The organism is Microbacterium paraoxydans (assembly GCF_900105335.1).
Lineage (GTDB): Bacteria > Actinomycetota > Actinomycetes > Actinomycetales > Microbacteriaceae > Microbacterium > Microbacterium paraoxydans.
In genome coordinates this window covers 2978186-2992593 of record NZ_LT629770.1, presented here as the reverse complement: position 1 = coordinate 2992593, position 14408 = coordinate 2978186, and the positions used below count along the sequence as shown (strand labels likewise).

Annotated in this window: 14 protein-coding genes; 9 read left to right on the top strand and 5 right to left on the bottom strand. The window is 72.0% G+C overall.

Annotated elements, in window-relative coordinates; genetic code table 11:
- Positions 1 to 30: 30 nt before the first annotated feature.
- Both murQ and BLU02_RS14625 read right to left on the bottom strand, forming a co-directional pair.
- Positions 31 to 963 (bottom strand): N-acetylmuramic acid 6-phosphate etherase, encoded by a 933-nt coding sequence (gene murQ, locus BLU02_RS14630; protein ID WP_060922399.1) that lies wholly within the window; start codon positions 961 to 963, stop codon positions 31 to 33.
- The gene (locus tag BLU02_RS14625; RefSeq protein WP_083371030.1) at positions 953 to 1843 is read right to left on the bottom strand and encodes a BadF/BadG/BcrA/BcrD ATPase family protein; all 891 of its coding nucleotides are present in this window, start codon (positions 1841 to 1843) and stop codon (positions 953 to 955) included. The genes murQ and BLU02_RS14625 overlap by 11 nt, the downstream gene beginning before the upstream one ends.
- Positions 1844 to 1945: 102 nt before the next feature.
- Here BLU02_RS14625 and BLU02_RS14620 point away from each other — a divergent pair, with 102 nt between their 5' ends.
- Entirely contained in the window at positions 1946 to 2803 is an 858-nt protein-coding gene (locus BLU02_RS14620; protein WP_060923522.1) for a MurR/RpiR family transcriptional regulator, read from the top strand.
- Positions 2804 to 2818: 15 nt separating this feature from the next.
- Here the strand turns inward: BLU02_RS14620 and BLU02_RS14615 are convergent, their stop codons facing one another.
- Entirely contained in the window at positions 2819 to 3961 is a 1143-nt protein-coding gene (locus BLU02_RS14615) for a DUF998 domain-containing protein (RefSeq protein WP_231919586.1), read from the bottom strand.
- A gap of 104 nt (positions 3962 to 4065) precedes the next feature.
- Between BLU02_RS14615 and BLU02_RS14610 the strand changes: the two genes are divergently transcribed.
- From BLU02_RS14610 to BLU02_RS14575, 8 genes are all read left to right on the top strand, one after another.
- Positions 4066 to 5022 carry an AraC-like ligand-binding domain-containing protein gene (locus BLU02_RS14610; RefSeq protein ID WP_060923523.1) on the top strand — a complete coding sequence of 319 codons (957 nt, stop codon included), beginning with the start codon at positions 4066 to 4068 and terminating at the stop codon, positions 5020 to 5022.
- Positions 5023 to 5837: 815 nt separating this feature from the next.
- The gene (locus BLU02_RS14605; protein WP_060923524.1) at positions 5838 to 6626 is read left to right on the top strand and encodes a MoaF C-terminal domain-containing protein; all 789 of its coding nucleotides are present in this window, start codon (positions 5838 to 5840) and stop codon (positions 6624 to 6626) included.
- Between the two features lie 155 nt (positions 6627 to 6781).
- Positions 6782 to 7204 carry a nuclear transport factor 2 family protein gene (locus BLU02_RS14600; protein WP_025103867.1) on the top strand — a complete coding sequence of 141 codons (423 nt, stop codon included), beginning with the start codon at positions 6782 to 6784 and terminating at the stop codon, positions 7202 to 7204.
- A gap of 32 nt (positions 7205 to 7236) precedes the next feature.
- Complete coding sequence (locus BLU02_RS14595) at positions 7237 to 8403, top strand: ABC transporter substrate-binding protein (RefSeq protein WP_060922467.1); 1167 nt, start codon at positions 7237 to 7239, stop codon at positions 8401 to 8403.
- 176 nt (positions 8404 to 8579) lie between these two features.
- Positions 8580 to 9440, top strand: coding sequence for an ABC transporter permease subunit (locus tag BLU02_RS14590; RefSeq protein ID WP_060922468.1), 861 nt, complete (start codon positions 8580 to 8582; stop codon positions 9438 to 9440).
- Positions 9427 to 11199, top strand: coding sequence for a branched-chain amino acid ABC transporter ATP-binding protein/permease (locus tag BLU02_RS14585; RefSeq protein ID WP_060922469.1), 1773 nt, complete (start codon positions 9427 to 9429; stop codon positions 11197 to 11199). Before BLU02_RS14590 ends, BLU02_RS14585 begins: the two co-directional genes overlap by 14 nt.
- The gene (locus BLU02_RS14580) at positions 11196 to 11888 is read left to right on the top strand and encodes an ABC transporter ATP-binding protein (protein WP_060922470.1); all 693 of its coding nucleotides are present in this window, start codon (positions 11196 to 11198) and stop codon (positions 11886 to 11888) included. The genes BLU02_RS14585 and BLU02_RS14580 overlap by 4 nt, the downstream gene beginning before the upstream one ends.
- 111 nt (positions 11889 to 11999) lie before the next feature.
- Complete coding sequence (locus BLU02_RS14575) at positions 12000 to 12650, top strand: HAD-IA family hydrolase (protein WP_082750076.1); 651 nt, start codon at positions 12000 to 12002, stop codon at positions 12648 to 12650.
- Between the two features lie 34 nt (positions 12651 to 12684).
- Here BLU02_RS14575 and BLU02_RS14570 read toward each other — a convergent pair whose 3' ends face one another.
- Entirely contained in the window at positions 12685 to 13500 is an 816-nt protein-coding gene (locus tag BLU02_RS14570; RefSeq protein WP_060922471.1) for an SDR family NAD(P)-dependent oxidoreductase, read from the bottom strand.
- A gap of 53 nt (positions 13501 to 13553) precedes the next feature.
- A complete protein-coding gene (locus BLU02_RS14565; RefSeq protein ID WP_060922480.1) occupies positions 13554 to 14303 on the bottom strand; it encodes an SDR family NAD(P)-dependent oxidoreductase in 750 nt (249 codons plus the stop codon).
- Positions 14304 to 14408 lie beyond the last annotated feature (105 nt).

Here is a 14408-nt window from a genome sequence, read left to right as displayed (position 1 = left end):
TCCCGCGCCACGGGGAGGGCGACGACCGACTCAGGTGAGGGCGGCGATCGCGTCGCGGAGGATGCCGTCGGCGTCCGCCAGTACGGCCGCCGCGGTCTCGGCGGACACTCCGGTCGCGAGCAGGAGCAGCGCGAGCTTGACGGAGCCGTCCGCGGCCTCCAGCGCGGCGGACGCGGCGTCGAAGTCCACGCCCGCAAGCTGCGAGACCGTGCGGATCGAGCGGGCGTGCAGCTTCTCGTTCGTCGCCAGCAGGTCGACCATGACCCCGCGGTACGTCTTGCCGAGCTTGATCATCGAGAGCGTCGTCAGCATGTTCACGACGAGCTTCTGCGCCGTGCCGGACTTCAGCCGCGTGGAGCCCGAGATGAACTCCGGCCCCGTGACGACCTCGATCGCGATCTCGGCCTCCGCGCCGATCGCCGACCCGGCGTTCGAGGCGATCGCCACCGTGAGCGCGCCGAGGCCCCTGGCGTACCGCAGCCCGCCGATGACGTACGGGGTGCGGCCGGATGCCGAGATCCCCACCACCGTGTCCAGATCGGTGAGGTCGAGGTCGCGCAGAGCGAGGGCCGCGGCCTCGTCGTCGTCCTCCGCGTTCTCCACCGCCGAGCGGATGGCCGTCTCCCCGCCCGCGATGAGCCCCACGACCATCGACGGGTCGGTGCCGAAGGTGGGCGGGCACTCGCTCGCGTCCAGCACGCCGATGCGTCCGGCCGTGCCTGCACCGATGTAGATGAGGCGACCGCCGCGTCGGAACCGCTCCGTGATGCCGTCCACCGCCGCCGCGATCTCCGCCGTGCGACCGGCCACGGCCTCGGGCACGCGCCGGTCCTCGGCGTTCATGCGCTCGACGAGCTCGGTCGTGCTCAGCAGGTCGAGGTCGCCGCGCTCGGTGGTGGAGGCCTCGGTGTCGAGGCCCGCGAGCTCGGCGAGGAGGGTGGTCAGACGGGGGTCATTCGGCACGGTGCACGAACCTTTCATGGGGGAGGTCGAGGCGACGGGTCAGCAGCAGGGCCCCGTCCATGGCGCCGCCGCGCGCGGGGACGACGCGGTGGCCGCTCGTCTCCAGGGCGCGGGTCAGGGCGGCGCGGAAGCCGTCGTGGTCGGTGAGGCCGCCGTGCAGCACGACGTCCGCTGTCGCGCCGGCGGCCGCAGCGGTCGTCGCCGTGAGGAGCCCGACGGCCTCGTCCACGATCCCGCCGGCGACGGGGTCGTCGTCTGCGGCCGCGGCGAGCACGAGGGGCGCGAGGGTCGCGAGGCGGCGGGCGAGGGCTCCGTCGGCGGCGAGCCAGGCCTGCACGGCCGAGGGCGGGCCGACGGGGGCGGCGAGCGCCGCGGTGAGAGCGGTGGGGGCGGCCAGCCCGTCGTGGGCACGGAGCACGGCACGCAACGCCTCCCGGCCGAGCCAGGATCCGCTGCCGAAGTCGCCCAGCTCGGGGCCCCAGCCGTCGACCAGACGCGCACCGGAGGGGTCGACGCCCAGCGCCACGGCTCCGGTGCCGGCGATGAGCAGCACGCCGGCCGCGCCGTCGAGAGCGCCCGCATGGGCGGTGACCACGTCCGACGCCACCGCCACGCGTGCGCCGGTCCGTGCGGCGAGCGCGGCGGCGAGTTCCGCGGCCGCCTCCGGGGCGAACCAGGCGCCGGCCGCCCCCACGCCGAGCGTGTCGATGCGCCCGACATCGTCGAGCAGCGGGAGAATCGCGGTGAGCGCCGCCTCCACTCCGCCCGCCGCGGCGAGGCCCGGCGCTCCGATCCCGGAGCGCTCCCCGGCCGTCGCGCCGTGCACGACGAGGCGGCAGCGGGACTTGCCGAGGTCGACGGTGGCGGTCGTCTCGCTCATCGGCACTCCTCGGATCCGGCGGAAAGAAAGAAAAGCGACTACACAACACGTAGACTCGCTGAAAAGAATTTACCATCCCGTTCCGCCGTTCCGGAGGATACCGTGAGCATCCAGTCGACGATCGAAGCCGCCGCCGCGACCCTGCCCCCGTCCCTGGCCCGTGTCGCGGCCGCCGTGCGGGAGAACCCGAGCCTCGTGATCGACAAGACGATCAGCGAGCTCGCGGCGGAGTGCCGCACCTCGGTCGCGTCCGTCGTCCGGTTCTGCCGTGCGATCGGCTTCACCGGATACGCCCCGCTGCGCATGGCCCTGGCCACCGAGCTCGGCAAGGAGGCCGCCCAGTTCTCCGCCCGCGGCGCCTACGGCTCCGAGATCTCCGACGAGGACTCCCTGGAGGAGGCCGTCTCCAAGCTCGCCGCCCTGGAACTCCTCGCGATCGAGGAGACCGTCGGCCAGCTCGACTTCGCCGTGCTGGCGGCGGCGGTCGCGGCCATCGACGGCGCCGACCGGATCCTCCTCTACGGCATCGGCGCCAGCCAGTTCGTCGCCGAGGACCTCGCGCACAAGCTGCTCCGCGTCGGCCGCAACGCCCACGTCCTCTCCGACCCCCACGAGGCGATCGCCGCCGCCGTGCTCCCCGTGGGCACGACCGTCGCTATCGGGTTCTCGCACGCCGGGTCGACCATCGAGACGGTGCGGTTCCTCGAAGCCGCCGTCGCCAACGGCGCGACGACGGTGGCCGTCACCTCCGTCAAGGACTCCCCCCTCGCCCAGGTCGCCGACCACGCGCTGTTCACCGAGGTGCGCGAGTCGACCTTCCGCGCCGGGGCGATGGTGAGCCGGATCGCGCAGCTCGCCCTCGTGGACTGCCTGTTCATCGGCGTCGCCAAGCGCCGGTACGCCGAGACCGTCGACGCCCTGCAGCGCACGCGTCAGGCGACGCGCCTGCTGCGCGACTGACGACGCCTCGCCCCGTCAGTCGAGCGCCGACTCCGGGGTCGCACGGGCGTCCGCGCGCGTCGCGGAGGCTCCCATCGTGCCGGCGGTGCGCAGGAACACGATGATCCAGCTGAAGATCAGCACGGCCGCGATGAGCTCGACCGCCGTGAGGTTGTAGTAGCCGACCGCGAAGAACGCCCCCAGCAGCACGATGACCAGCACGTACGCCCAGCCGAGCCCCACGAACACCCGCGGGATGCTGCGCACGAACCACGGCAGGCCGACGACGATCACCGCGAACACCACCGCCATGCCCGTCGCGACCGTGTTGTGCAGGCCGAAGAACTCGTCGACCGGGAAGATGCCCACGCACGCGAGGAAGATCCCCATGAGGATGAGGCCCCCGCGCACGATCGTCCGGCCGCGGCGGTCGACCGGGTCGTCGACGGGCAGCCCCGCGGTCGCATAGCGGGAGATGGTCGTCACCATGATCCCCGCGATGATGAGGGTCACGTTGAAGGCCACCGAGGCGCTGTTGCTGCTCATGCCCAGCGCCGACAGGTTGTCGCGCCACCAGTGCACGTCGCTCGACGCCAGCATCGCCGCGAACGCCCCGACGACGAGGAACACCGCCAGGACCAGCGACAGCACGGTCGGCGTCAGAGCGACGGCGCTGAGGAAGGCGACGTAGCCCGTGAGCGCGAAGGCCACCGCGACGAGGATCGCCCCGGGGAACGGGAAGACCGGGGCGTCGACGAAGCTCTGCTCCAGCAGCTGCGCGATGCCGAGCCAGCCGAGGTAGGCGATGGCGGCGTGCGCGAAGGCGATGGCGGCGAGGTCATACCAGCGGAGCCGGTCGCCGGGGACGGCGAATCCGTCCCTCGCGACCGAGGGGTCGACCTCCGGAGCCCGCACGGCGAGGCGTCCCAGGGCGAAGGCGAGCGCGGCCGCGATCGCACCGCCGTACGCCGCGAACATGCCGATCGAGCCGGTGCCGCTGATCGAGAGCTGGTGCCCCCAGAACACCGGCAGGGCCACGAGGAATCCCACCAGGAGGAACGCCGCGCCGACGATCAGCGCCGTCGCTTCGAACACCGCGTCTGAGGTGGCGGGTCCACGCACCTGACGGAGCACGTGCCGGATCCGCTGCCCCACCGTCGACATCACCCCGCCGTTCACGGACCACATCCTAGACGGCACCCCGCGCGGCCGTCGCCGGTGGTAGCATCGCGGAACGGATCGTATACAACGTCGTCGTTCCCACCAGCCCGAGGTGATCAGTCATGAACGGTGCCCTCACCACCCCCGCCGAATCGGTGTCGACCCTGGTCGCGCGCAACATCAGCGAGTTCCGCGCCGCCGTCTCCGAGTCCTTCGTGCCCCTGCAGGTGTCCTCCGCGGGCGCCGACCAGTTCCGCGGCTTGATCCGGGGCGCTGCCGTCGACGAGGTCCACGTCAACGACATCCGCGCGACCTCGCACGTCGTCGAACGCACGACCGAGCTCATCGCCCGCGGCGACCGCTCGTACTTCAAGGTGAGCCTGATGCTCGCCGGGACCGGGCTGCTCATCCAGGACGACCGCGAGGCCGTGCTGCAGCCGGGCGACCTCGCCGTCTACGACACTGATCGGCCGTACTCCCTCGTCTTCGATCAGGACTTCCGCACCATGGTGGTCATGTTCCCGAAGCACCTCATCAGCCTGCCCGCGGACATGATCGGGCAGCTCACGGCCGTCCGCATCTCCGGGCAGGAGGGGCTGGGCGGCATGGTCGTGCCGTACCTGACGCAGCTCGCCGGCAACCTCGACGAGCTCGCCGGCACGACGGGAGCCCGGCTCGCGCACAGCGCCCTCGACCTCGTGACCACCGTGTTCACGCGGGAGCTCGGTCTCGACCAGGCCTCCGCCGACCCGCACCGCGCCCTCATGCAGCGGATCCGTGCGCATATCGACCGCAACCTCGCCTCCACGGACCTCGGTCCGGCCTCCATCGCCGCGGCGCACTTCATCTCCACCCGCCACCTGCACGGACTGTTCCAGGAACAGGGGGTGACCGTGTCGACGTGGATCCGCACCCGCCGCCTGGAGCAGTGCCGTCGCGACCTCCTCGACCCGATGCTCGCCGACCGCCCCGTCGCCGCGATCGCCGCCCGCTGGGGCTTCGTCGACGCGGCACATTTCAGCCGTGCGTTCAAGACCGCGTTCGGCGTCTCCCCCAGCGAGTACCGCGCCACCCACTGACCCCGTCGTTCCCGTCCTCCCCGTCGCGCGCGGGATGAAAACCGCCCCGCCAGCGCCCGCCCCGCGCACGTTTCTGATCCCGCACCGTCCCCCGCCCCGCGCGCGGGATCAAGAACGCACCCCAGACGCCCTTGGCAGGTGCAGTTTCGACCCCGCACCGACGAGCGGCACGCCCTGCACGGAAGAACACGACTCCCGTGCACCAGAGGTACACCGCGTTCGGGTGCGGGATCAGGAACGGGCCTCATACGCGTCCGGCAGGGGCGTTTCCCGTCCCGCACCGGGGCGGCCGCACGCGGGACGCCGGTGCGGGATCAGGAACGCACTCCACCCGCGTCCGGCAGGGACGTTTTCGATCCCGCTCCGATGAAAGGCACGCCGTGCGCGGAAGGGCGCGACTCCCGCGCGCCAGAGGACACGGCTGACCCCCGCGTGCGGGATCAGGAACGGGCCGCACACGCGTCCGGGAGGGGCGTTTTCCGTCCCGCGCCGGGGCGGCCGCAGGCGGGACGCACGTGCGGGATCAGGAACGCACCCCAAACGCGTCCGGCAGGGGCGCTTCTGATCCCGCACGGAGGGCCGGGGGCGGATCCGCGGACGTGACCGGAAGGCGGGGCTGCCGCGGGGACGGGACCGGTACGGGGCATCCGCGGGGGCGGGCTTGCCCGGGAGGGCACGCCGGTTGACTCTCGGCGCGGGATGGACTCCGCGCGCTTGAGGGCTCCCCCGGGCCGGCCGGAGCATGAGGCAAGCGCATCGCGACGACGCGGTGCCCGGGGCGACGAGGCCCCGCCGTGTGCGACGTCAGGACCCTCATGACCGACATCTCCACCGACCCCGCTCTGGACGAATGGCGCACGTACGACGAGTTCGCCGCGGGCATCGACACGTTCCGCCTGCCGAACACGACGCTCCCCGGAACGGCGCTCATGCTCACCCTCGACGACGACACCACGCTCGCGCTCCGCTTCGACGAGGACTCCGTGACCTGGGAGGGACTGGGCTCCTCGGGACGCGACCCGTATGACGCGGTCCGCGTGCGCGACGACGTCGTCTTCGTGAACATCCTCTTCGAGACCCGCGAGCGTGAAGCCCTCACCGTCGTGTTCTCCACCACGACCCACCGCGCCACCGTCATCCGCTCCCGCATCGCGGCGGAGGCGGTCGAGGGCACCCCGCAGGTCGGACAGGACTTCTGGGCCGCGACCACCGACGCCGGCCCCGCCACCGGAGAGGTCCCCGGTCCGAGCCGCGACCTCATCGGCAAGCGGAACATCTACCGCTACAGCCCCCACCACCTGTACGAGCACGTCTACGTGTCCAGCCAGCGCTACGCGTGGCAGTGCCTCGAGGGCGTCCAGCGCGGTCACGGCGACATGGACCTCTCCACGGTGTGGAAGTTCGCGGACGGCCTCTACCTGTTCTGCTTCCGCGAGTTCCGCATCGCGGTGGCGAGCGTCTGGCTCCACGACCTCGGCTACCAGCTCATGACGACGGGGATCTTCCTCGGACTCAACGGCGACGGCGAGTCCGAGCACTCCCGCGCCGGCGGACACATCTACCCCCTGGGCGCCGTCGCCTACCCCGACGCGCAGCCCGTCTGACCCTTCGACAGGCTCAGGGCCCCCCCTTCGACAGGCTCAGGGACCCCCCTTCGACAGGCTCAGGGACCCCCCTTCGACAGGCTCAGGGACCCCCCTTCGACAGGCTCAGGGACCCACCTTCGACAGGCTCAGGGCCCCGGAACGAAAGAGAGCACATGAGCAACGCAGACCTGATCCGCGAGCACTACGCCGCGAACGACCGGGGCGACCTGGACGGCATGCTCGCGCCCTTCGCGGCCGACATCGAGTGGACGGAGGCCGCCGGATTCCCTTACGCCGGAACCTACATCGGCCCGGACGCGGTCGCCGAGAACGTCTTCGGCCGCATCCAGGAGGAGTGGGACGACTACACCGTCGCGATCGACGAGGTCGTCGACGGCGGCGACGTCGTGGTCGGCATCGGCACCTACTCCGGCACCTACAAGCGCACCGGGCGGTTCTTCGCCGCCCGGGTGGCCCACGTCTGGCGCGTGGCGGGCGGCGAGATCGTCGCCTTCGAGCAGTTCACCGACACGGAGCTCGTGAACCGCGCCCTGCGCGCGCCGTCGACGAGCACCGATACCCAGCCTTCGAGCTGACAGCACGACCCGAACAGGAGAGGCAGAAGCACATGAACAGACGAGCATCCGGCACCGCGGCGGTCATCGCCGTGGCCGCCCTCGCTCTCGCCGGCTGCGCCGGTGGCGACGGAGCCGGGGGCGACGGCGCCCCCATCGTCGTCGGCTCCGTGAACACGATCAGCGGCCCGGCGACGTTCCCGGAAGCGTCGCAGGCGGCCGCCGCCGTCTTCGACGCGTTCAACGAGGATGGCGGCCTGGACGGCCGGAAGATCGAGTACAAGATGCTCGACGACAAGGGCGACCCCGCCACGGCCACCGCCTCGGCGCGGGAGATCGTTGGCAGCGACGAAGCCGTCGCACTCGTGGGCTCCGCGAGCCTCATCGAGTGCGAGATCAACGCGAAGTACTACGAGCAGGAGGGCATCCTCTCGGTGCCCGGCATCGGCGTCGACACGGGCTGCTTCGACAGCGAGAACATCTCGCCGGCGAACGTCGGCCCGTTCAACGACATGACCCTCACGCTGCAGTACGGCTCCGAGGTGCTCGGACTCGACGACATCTGCATCCTGCTGGAGATCGCCGGCTCCACCCGCCCGACCTACCAGGCCGCGATCGACAAGTGGACCGAGATCACGGGCAAGGAGCCGAAGTACGTCGACGACACCGTGCCGTACGGCGCCTCCGACTACACGCCCTACATCGTCAAGGCGCGCGACCAGGGCTGCAAGGCCCTCGCGATCAACCCCGTCGAGCCCGACGCGATCGGACAGGTCAAGGCCGCGAACGCGCAGGGCTGGGACGACGTGACCTGGCTCTACCTCACGAGCGTCTACAGCGAGAACTTCGCCGACGCGATCGACGACGCGGGCGCCGGCATCTACGTCCCCGCCGAGTTCTACCCGTTCACGGACGACAGCGACATCAACGCGGACTGGCGGGCGCTGATGGAGGAGAACGACATCCCCCTCACCTCGTTCAGCCAGGGCGGCTACCTCGCGGCGACGTACTTCATCGAGGTGCTGAAAAGCATCGACGGCGACATCACCCGGGAGAGCGTCTCCGAGGCACTGAAGGGCATGGACCCGATCGAGAACCCGATGGTGGGCACGCCCTACGCCTTCGGCACGCAGAACACCGCGGGCTGGCCGATCATCCTGAAGTCGGGCACGAACGCCTGGGAGAAGGTCGCCGACGACTGGCTCCGGATCGGCGAATAGTCCCGCGCTTCGACAGGCTCAGCGACCCACCCCGGGTCCCTGCGCTTCGACAGGCTCAGCGACCCACCTCGACAGGCTCGGCGACCCACCCGGGTTTCCCGCGCTTCGACAGGCTCAGCGACCCACATCTGGGTCCCTGAGCCTGTCGAAGGGCCCCTCACCAGAAAGGACGCCTGATGCTCCAAGGCGCCATCGCCGGTCTCGCCGCCGGCGGCCTCTACGCCGTCCTCGGCGTCTGCCTCACCCTCATGTCGCGCCTCGTGCGCGTGGTGAACTTCGCCCAGGCCGCGACCGGCATGTTCGGGGCCTTCACCGCCGTGTGGTTCGTCCGCGAGATCGGGCTGCCCATCTGGCTGGGCTCGATCCTCGGGGTCCTCGTCGCGGGCCTACTCGCCGCGGCGATCGGGTTCATCGCCGCGACCTGGCTGTCGGAGGCCTCGACGACGACCCGCTCGGCCATGACGGTCGGCCCGCTCCTGCTGCTCATCTCGCTGTCGTTCATCCTGTTCGGCAACAAGCCGCAGCCCTTCACCCCCATCATCGCCGGCCCCGCGTTCTCCTTCGGCGGCGTGGTGATCAGCCAGGTAACCGTCGCGACGGTGGCGATGGCCGTCGTCACCGCCGTCGCCGTCCGTATCGTGCTGCGCCGTACCCGGGTCGGCACCCAGCTGCGCGCGCTGTCGGAGCGGCCGACCACGGCGGAGCTGCTCGGCATCCGCTCCCGGCCGCTGTCGATCGCCGTCTGGTTCGTCACCGGGGTCATCAGCGCCATCGCGATCATCATCGTCGCACCCTCGCAGTCGAACGATGCCACGAGCCTGTCCATGCTCATCGTCCCCGCCGCGGCGGCCGCGCTCCTCGGCGGCTTCCGCCGGCTCGACCTCGCCGTCGTCGGCGGCCTGCTCCTCGGCGTCCTCGGCGGACTCGTCGCGCAGATCGACGAAGTGGCGCTCGTGCGCAACTTCCTGCCGTTCCTGTTCATCGTCGTCCTGCTGCTGTGGACGCAACGCAAGGAGGTGTGGGATGCCGCTCGCTGACCGCCCCTGGTTCCGAATCACCTGGCCGTTCGCCGTCGCCCTGGTCGGCATCGGCGTGGGTGCGCTCCTCAGCGCCGCCCTTCCCGGCTACTTCGTCTTCCTCGCGATCAGCGCCGTCACGGCCGCGATCGCGATCCTCGGACTCGGCATCGTCACCGGCTCGGCCGGCATGATCGCCCTCTGCCAGCTCACGTTCGCCGCGGTCGGCGCGTGGATCGTCTCGCTGCTGAACGTGATGCAGGCGCCGGGGGGCTTCCTCGTCTGGCTCGTGCTCGGTGGCGTCGCGGCCGGTCTCGTGGGCATCCTCGTCGGGCTCCCCGCCCTGCGGCTGCGCGGGGTGAACCTGGCGGTGGTGACGCTCGGCTTCGCCGCGGCGGCCGACGTCACGCTCGTGCAGATCCAGTTCCCCGGCTCCGCGGACGGCATCGCGATCGAGCGCCCGGCACTGTTCGGGAGCGACCGGGAGTTCTTCTTCCTCTCCATCGTCGTGCTCGCCGTCTGCGGCCTGGCGGTGTTCTTCCTGCAGCGCGGCCGGTGGGGCGCGAGCTGGAAGGCCGTCGCTTTCTCCGAGCGGGGCACGGCCGCGGCCGGGCAGAGCGTGCGCACCGCGAAGCTCACGGCGTTCGCGGTGTCGGCGGCCCTCGGCGGCATCTCCGGCGGGCTGCTCGCCGGACAGGTGCAGCTCCCCTTCGCCTCGAGCTTCACGCCGCTGCAGTCCCTCGCCCTGTACGTGCTGGCGATCATGTCCGGCGCGCACCTCATCGACATGGCCATCTTCGGCGGACTGCTCTGGGTGCTCGTGCCGGAGCTGCTCAAGCGGTGGGGCGTGCCGCAGGACTGGGGCTTCGTCGTGTTCGGCGTGCTGGGGGTGCAGGCGCTCACGAGCGGCACGAACCTCGGCCAGGGCATCCGCAACCTCCTGTACCGACGGGCCGACCGGCGCACGGCCAGCGCGAAGCTCACGGCGCTCCCGCCTGACGCGGGAACCGATGCGGCGGCGATCACCACGACCACGACGGCCACCGTCGACGAGGCCGCCCTCGACGGCGCCCCGGTGCTCACGGTCGACGGTCTGACCGTGCAGTTCGGGGCGCTCAAGGCCCTCGACGACGTCTCGTTCACGGTGCCCGCCGCCTCGATCATGGGACTCATCGGTCCGAACGGCGCCGGGAAGTCGACCTTCGTCGACGCCATCAGCGGCTTCCTCCCCCAGCACGAGGGCCGCGTGCTTCTCGGCGACCGCGACCTCGCCGGGCTCTCCCCCACCCGGCGTGCGCGACTCGGACTGCGACGGACCTTCCAGCAGGACCGCGTCCCTCCGGCGCTGACCGTGGGCGGCTACGTGCGCTTCGTGGCCAGACGGCGGCTCGCCGCGGCGGACATCGACGAGGTCCTCGCGTTCTTCGGGTGCCCGCCGGCCCGGGCGCGCCTCTCGAGCGTCGACGTCGGCACCCGGCGGCTCGTGGAGGTCGCGGCGAACGTCGCCGCCCGCCCGCGACTGCTCATCCTCGACGAGCCAGCCGCCGGCCTCTCGCACGAGGAGCATCTGGCACTCGCGGCTCGCCTGCGCGAGCTCCCCGGGCGCTACGGCGTGGCCCTCATCATCATCGAGCACGACCTGGACCTCGTCCGCTCGGTGTGCCCGACCCTCACGGTCCTCGACTTCGGCCGCGTCCTGGCGAGCGGCCCGCAGGCGGAGGTCCTCGCGAACCCCGACGTCGTCAAGGCGTACATGGGAGAGACGGAGCTGCTGAAATGAGCGCACTGGTGCTCGACGGCGTCACGGTGAGCCGCGGCGCCGGGCCGGTCATCTCGGACGTCTCGCTGCGGGTCGCCGGCGGCGAGGTCCTGGCCCTGGTCGGCCCCAACGGGGCGGGCAAGACGAGCCTGATCGAGGCGGTGTCCGGCGTGACGCCGCACTCGTCCGGGTCGATCCTGCTGGACGGGGATCCGATCGACCGGCTCCCCCGCGTGGCGCGGGCCCGGCGCGGCATCGTGCACATCGAGCAGGGGCGGGCCGTGTTCCCGTCGCTCACCGTGCGCGAGAACCTCTCCCTCACGGCACGCACCGCCGGGGAGATCGAGGCCGTGCTGGCGCAGTTCCCGGAGCTGGAGAAGCGCATCGACTCCCCCACGGCACTGCTGTCGGGTGGGGAGCAGCAGATGGTGGTGCTGGCACGGGCGTTCGCAGCGAAGCCCCGGGTGCTGCTCATCGACGAGATGTCCCTGGGCCTCGCGCCGGTGGTGTTCCTGCGCCTGATGCCGATCGTGTCGTCGATCGCGGAGTCCGGGGTGGCGGTGCTGCTGGTGGAGCAGTTCACGCAGCTCGCCCTCGGTCTCGCGCAGGAGGCGGTCGTCGTCGCTGGCGGCCGTGTGTCGTTCCAGGGCGCGCCGCAGGCCCTCCAAGACGACCCCGCCCTCCTCCACCGCGCCTACCTCGGGGGCTGACTCCCCGTCGACCCACCCCGTTGCGTTCCTCCCGGCCCCGTGCGCGCGTTCGCAAGGGGCCGGGGCGCGCGAAAGGGGGTGGGTCGGCGGCGTGAGGGTTAGCCTGAGGGAGTGACCGAGATCCTCCACGCCCGTGCCGCCCTCCTCGACATGGACGGGACCCTCGTCGACTCGACCGCCGTCGTGGAGCGCCTCTGGCTCGCCTGGGCGGAGCCGCACGGGATCGACCCCGAGACCGTCCTGCGCACCGTCCACGGGCGCCAGGGGCACCAGAGCATGGCGATCCTGCTCCCCGAGCGCGACCACGCCATCAACCTCCGTGAGAACGAGGTCATGCTCGCGACCGAGGCCTCCGACGTGGACGGTGTGATCGGCATCCCGGGCGCCGAGGACCTGCTCGCCGCGCTGGAGCCGTTCCCGCACGCGGTGGTCACCTCGGCCAACGTCGCGCTCATGACCGCGCGGATGGGCCAGGCCGGGCTCACGGTCCCCGAACTCGCCGTCACGGCGGAGAACGTCTCCGCCTCGAAGCCCGATCCGGAGGGCTTCCTCCTCGCCGCCCGCACCCTCGGCATCGACCCCGCGGACTGCGTCGTGTTCGAGGACTCCGGCGCCGGCATCCAGGCCGCCCACGCCGCGGGCATGCGCGTGATCGGCATCGGTCCGCACGCGGGAGCCCACGCCCCGACCGCACACGTCGACGACCTCACGCACGTCGCCGTGGTCCCGACCGACGACGGCTTCGAGCTCCGGATCAACTGATCTCGGGGCGACGGCCACCGCCCCTGACCCGGCGCTACATCCCGGCGTGGTCGAAGGCGATGGTCGGCACGTCGACCACGTGCGACCCGCCGTCCGCCACGATCACGGCGCCGGTGATGTATGACGACTCCCCCGACCCGAGGAACCGCACGACGGAGGCGATCTCGGCGGGCCGCGCCGGGCGGCGCAGCGGCACGTCGGCGGTGACCGTCGCGTAGCCCTCCTCCCGGGAGCCGAGACCGGCGTGCGCCGCGAACTCGTCCATCTCCTCGTCGGCCATCGGCGTCTGCACCCACCCGGGGCAGATCGCGTTGACGCGCACGCCGTGGCGCCCGTAGTCGCGCGCGAGCGTCCGGGTGAGGCCGATGAGGGCGTGCTTGCCGACCGTGTATCCGGCCACCGACGGCCCCGCGAAGAGCCCGGCCAGCGAGGAGACGATCACCACCTGCCCCTTGGCCTCGATCAGCGCCGGCAGCGCTTCCCGCGCCATCACGAACGCGGTCGTGAGGTTGGCACGGATCGCGGCGTCCCAGCTCGCGTCGTCGGTCTCGGCGACCGGGGAGAACCCGTGTCCTCCGGCGTTCGCGACGAGGACGTCGATGCGGCCGAACCGCGCGAGGATCTCGGCGATCGCGGCCTGCGCCGACGCGGTGTCCGCCGCATCCGCGACGATCGGCAGCGCCCCGACGGCCCGCTCGACCTCGTGCAACGGCTCCGGCCGGCGACCCACCACGACGACGTGCGCCCCTTCGGCCGCGAAACGTTCCGCGACCGCCGCGCCGATGCCCGTGCCGCCTCCGGTGATGACGACGACGCGTCCGGAGACGCTCGATCCGACCACGGTTGCCATGTGTGCTCCTGTGTGTTCTGCGCGCGTGCGCGGTGGGGCCGGACGCGGGCGCGTCAGGCGGGGAATCCCGACCGGGCGGTGTACCCGAAGTCGCTGAGGAGGGTGGTGCCGTTGACCGCCCGGCTCCGCGGGGAGAGGAGGTAGGCGACGTGCGCGGCGACCTCGTCGGCGCTCTGCACGGGGAAAGCGGGCTCGTCGAACGCCGCGGCGCCGAGGTCGCCCCGGCTCATCGGCGTGTCGACGATGGACGGTGACACCGCGTTCACCCGCACCCCGGTACCCGCGAGGTCGACCGACAGCGCCCGCCCGAACTGGACGAGCGCGGCCTTCGAGGCGGCGTAGGGGGCCATGCCCGGCGAGGCCACGACGGCCGAGTCGCTCGCGAGCAGCACGACGGATCCGGCGGCGGACTCCCGGAGCGCCGGGATCGCGTGCTTGAGCACGAGGAACGCGCCGGTGATGTTGACGGCGAGGACACGGTTCCACGCCTCCAGGGCGGTCTCCTCGATCGGCGTCCCGACCGGGCCGGAGATCCCGGCGCAGCAGACCACCGCGTCGAGACCGCCCAGCGCCCGGACACCCGCGCCGACGGCGGCAGCCACCTGCTGTTCGTCCGTGACGTCGGCGGCGAGCAGCACCGGATCGATGCCGGCCTCCCCCGCCGCATCCCGGAGGGCGGCGGCGTCCCGGTCGAGCAGTGCGACCCGCACCCCCTCGGCGGCGAGCGCCCGGGTGACGGCACGGCCGATGCCGGAGGCAGCCCCCGTGACGAGGGCCGTCGTGCCGTCGAGCTGCAGGTCCATCGCATCCTCCGACCGCGGCCCGGCGCCGCGCGGCGCCGACGAGACAGCGGTGTCGTCCCGGTCATCCTGCTCCGCGGGGCGGAGGGGGCGCACGCCCGCCGGCGG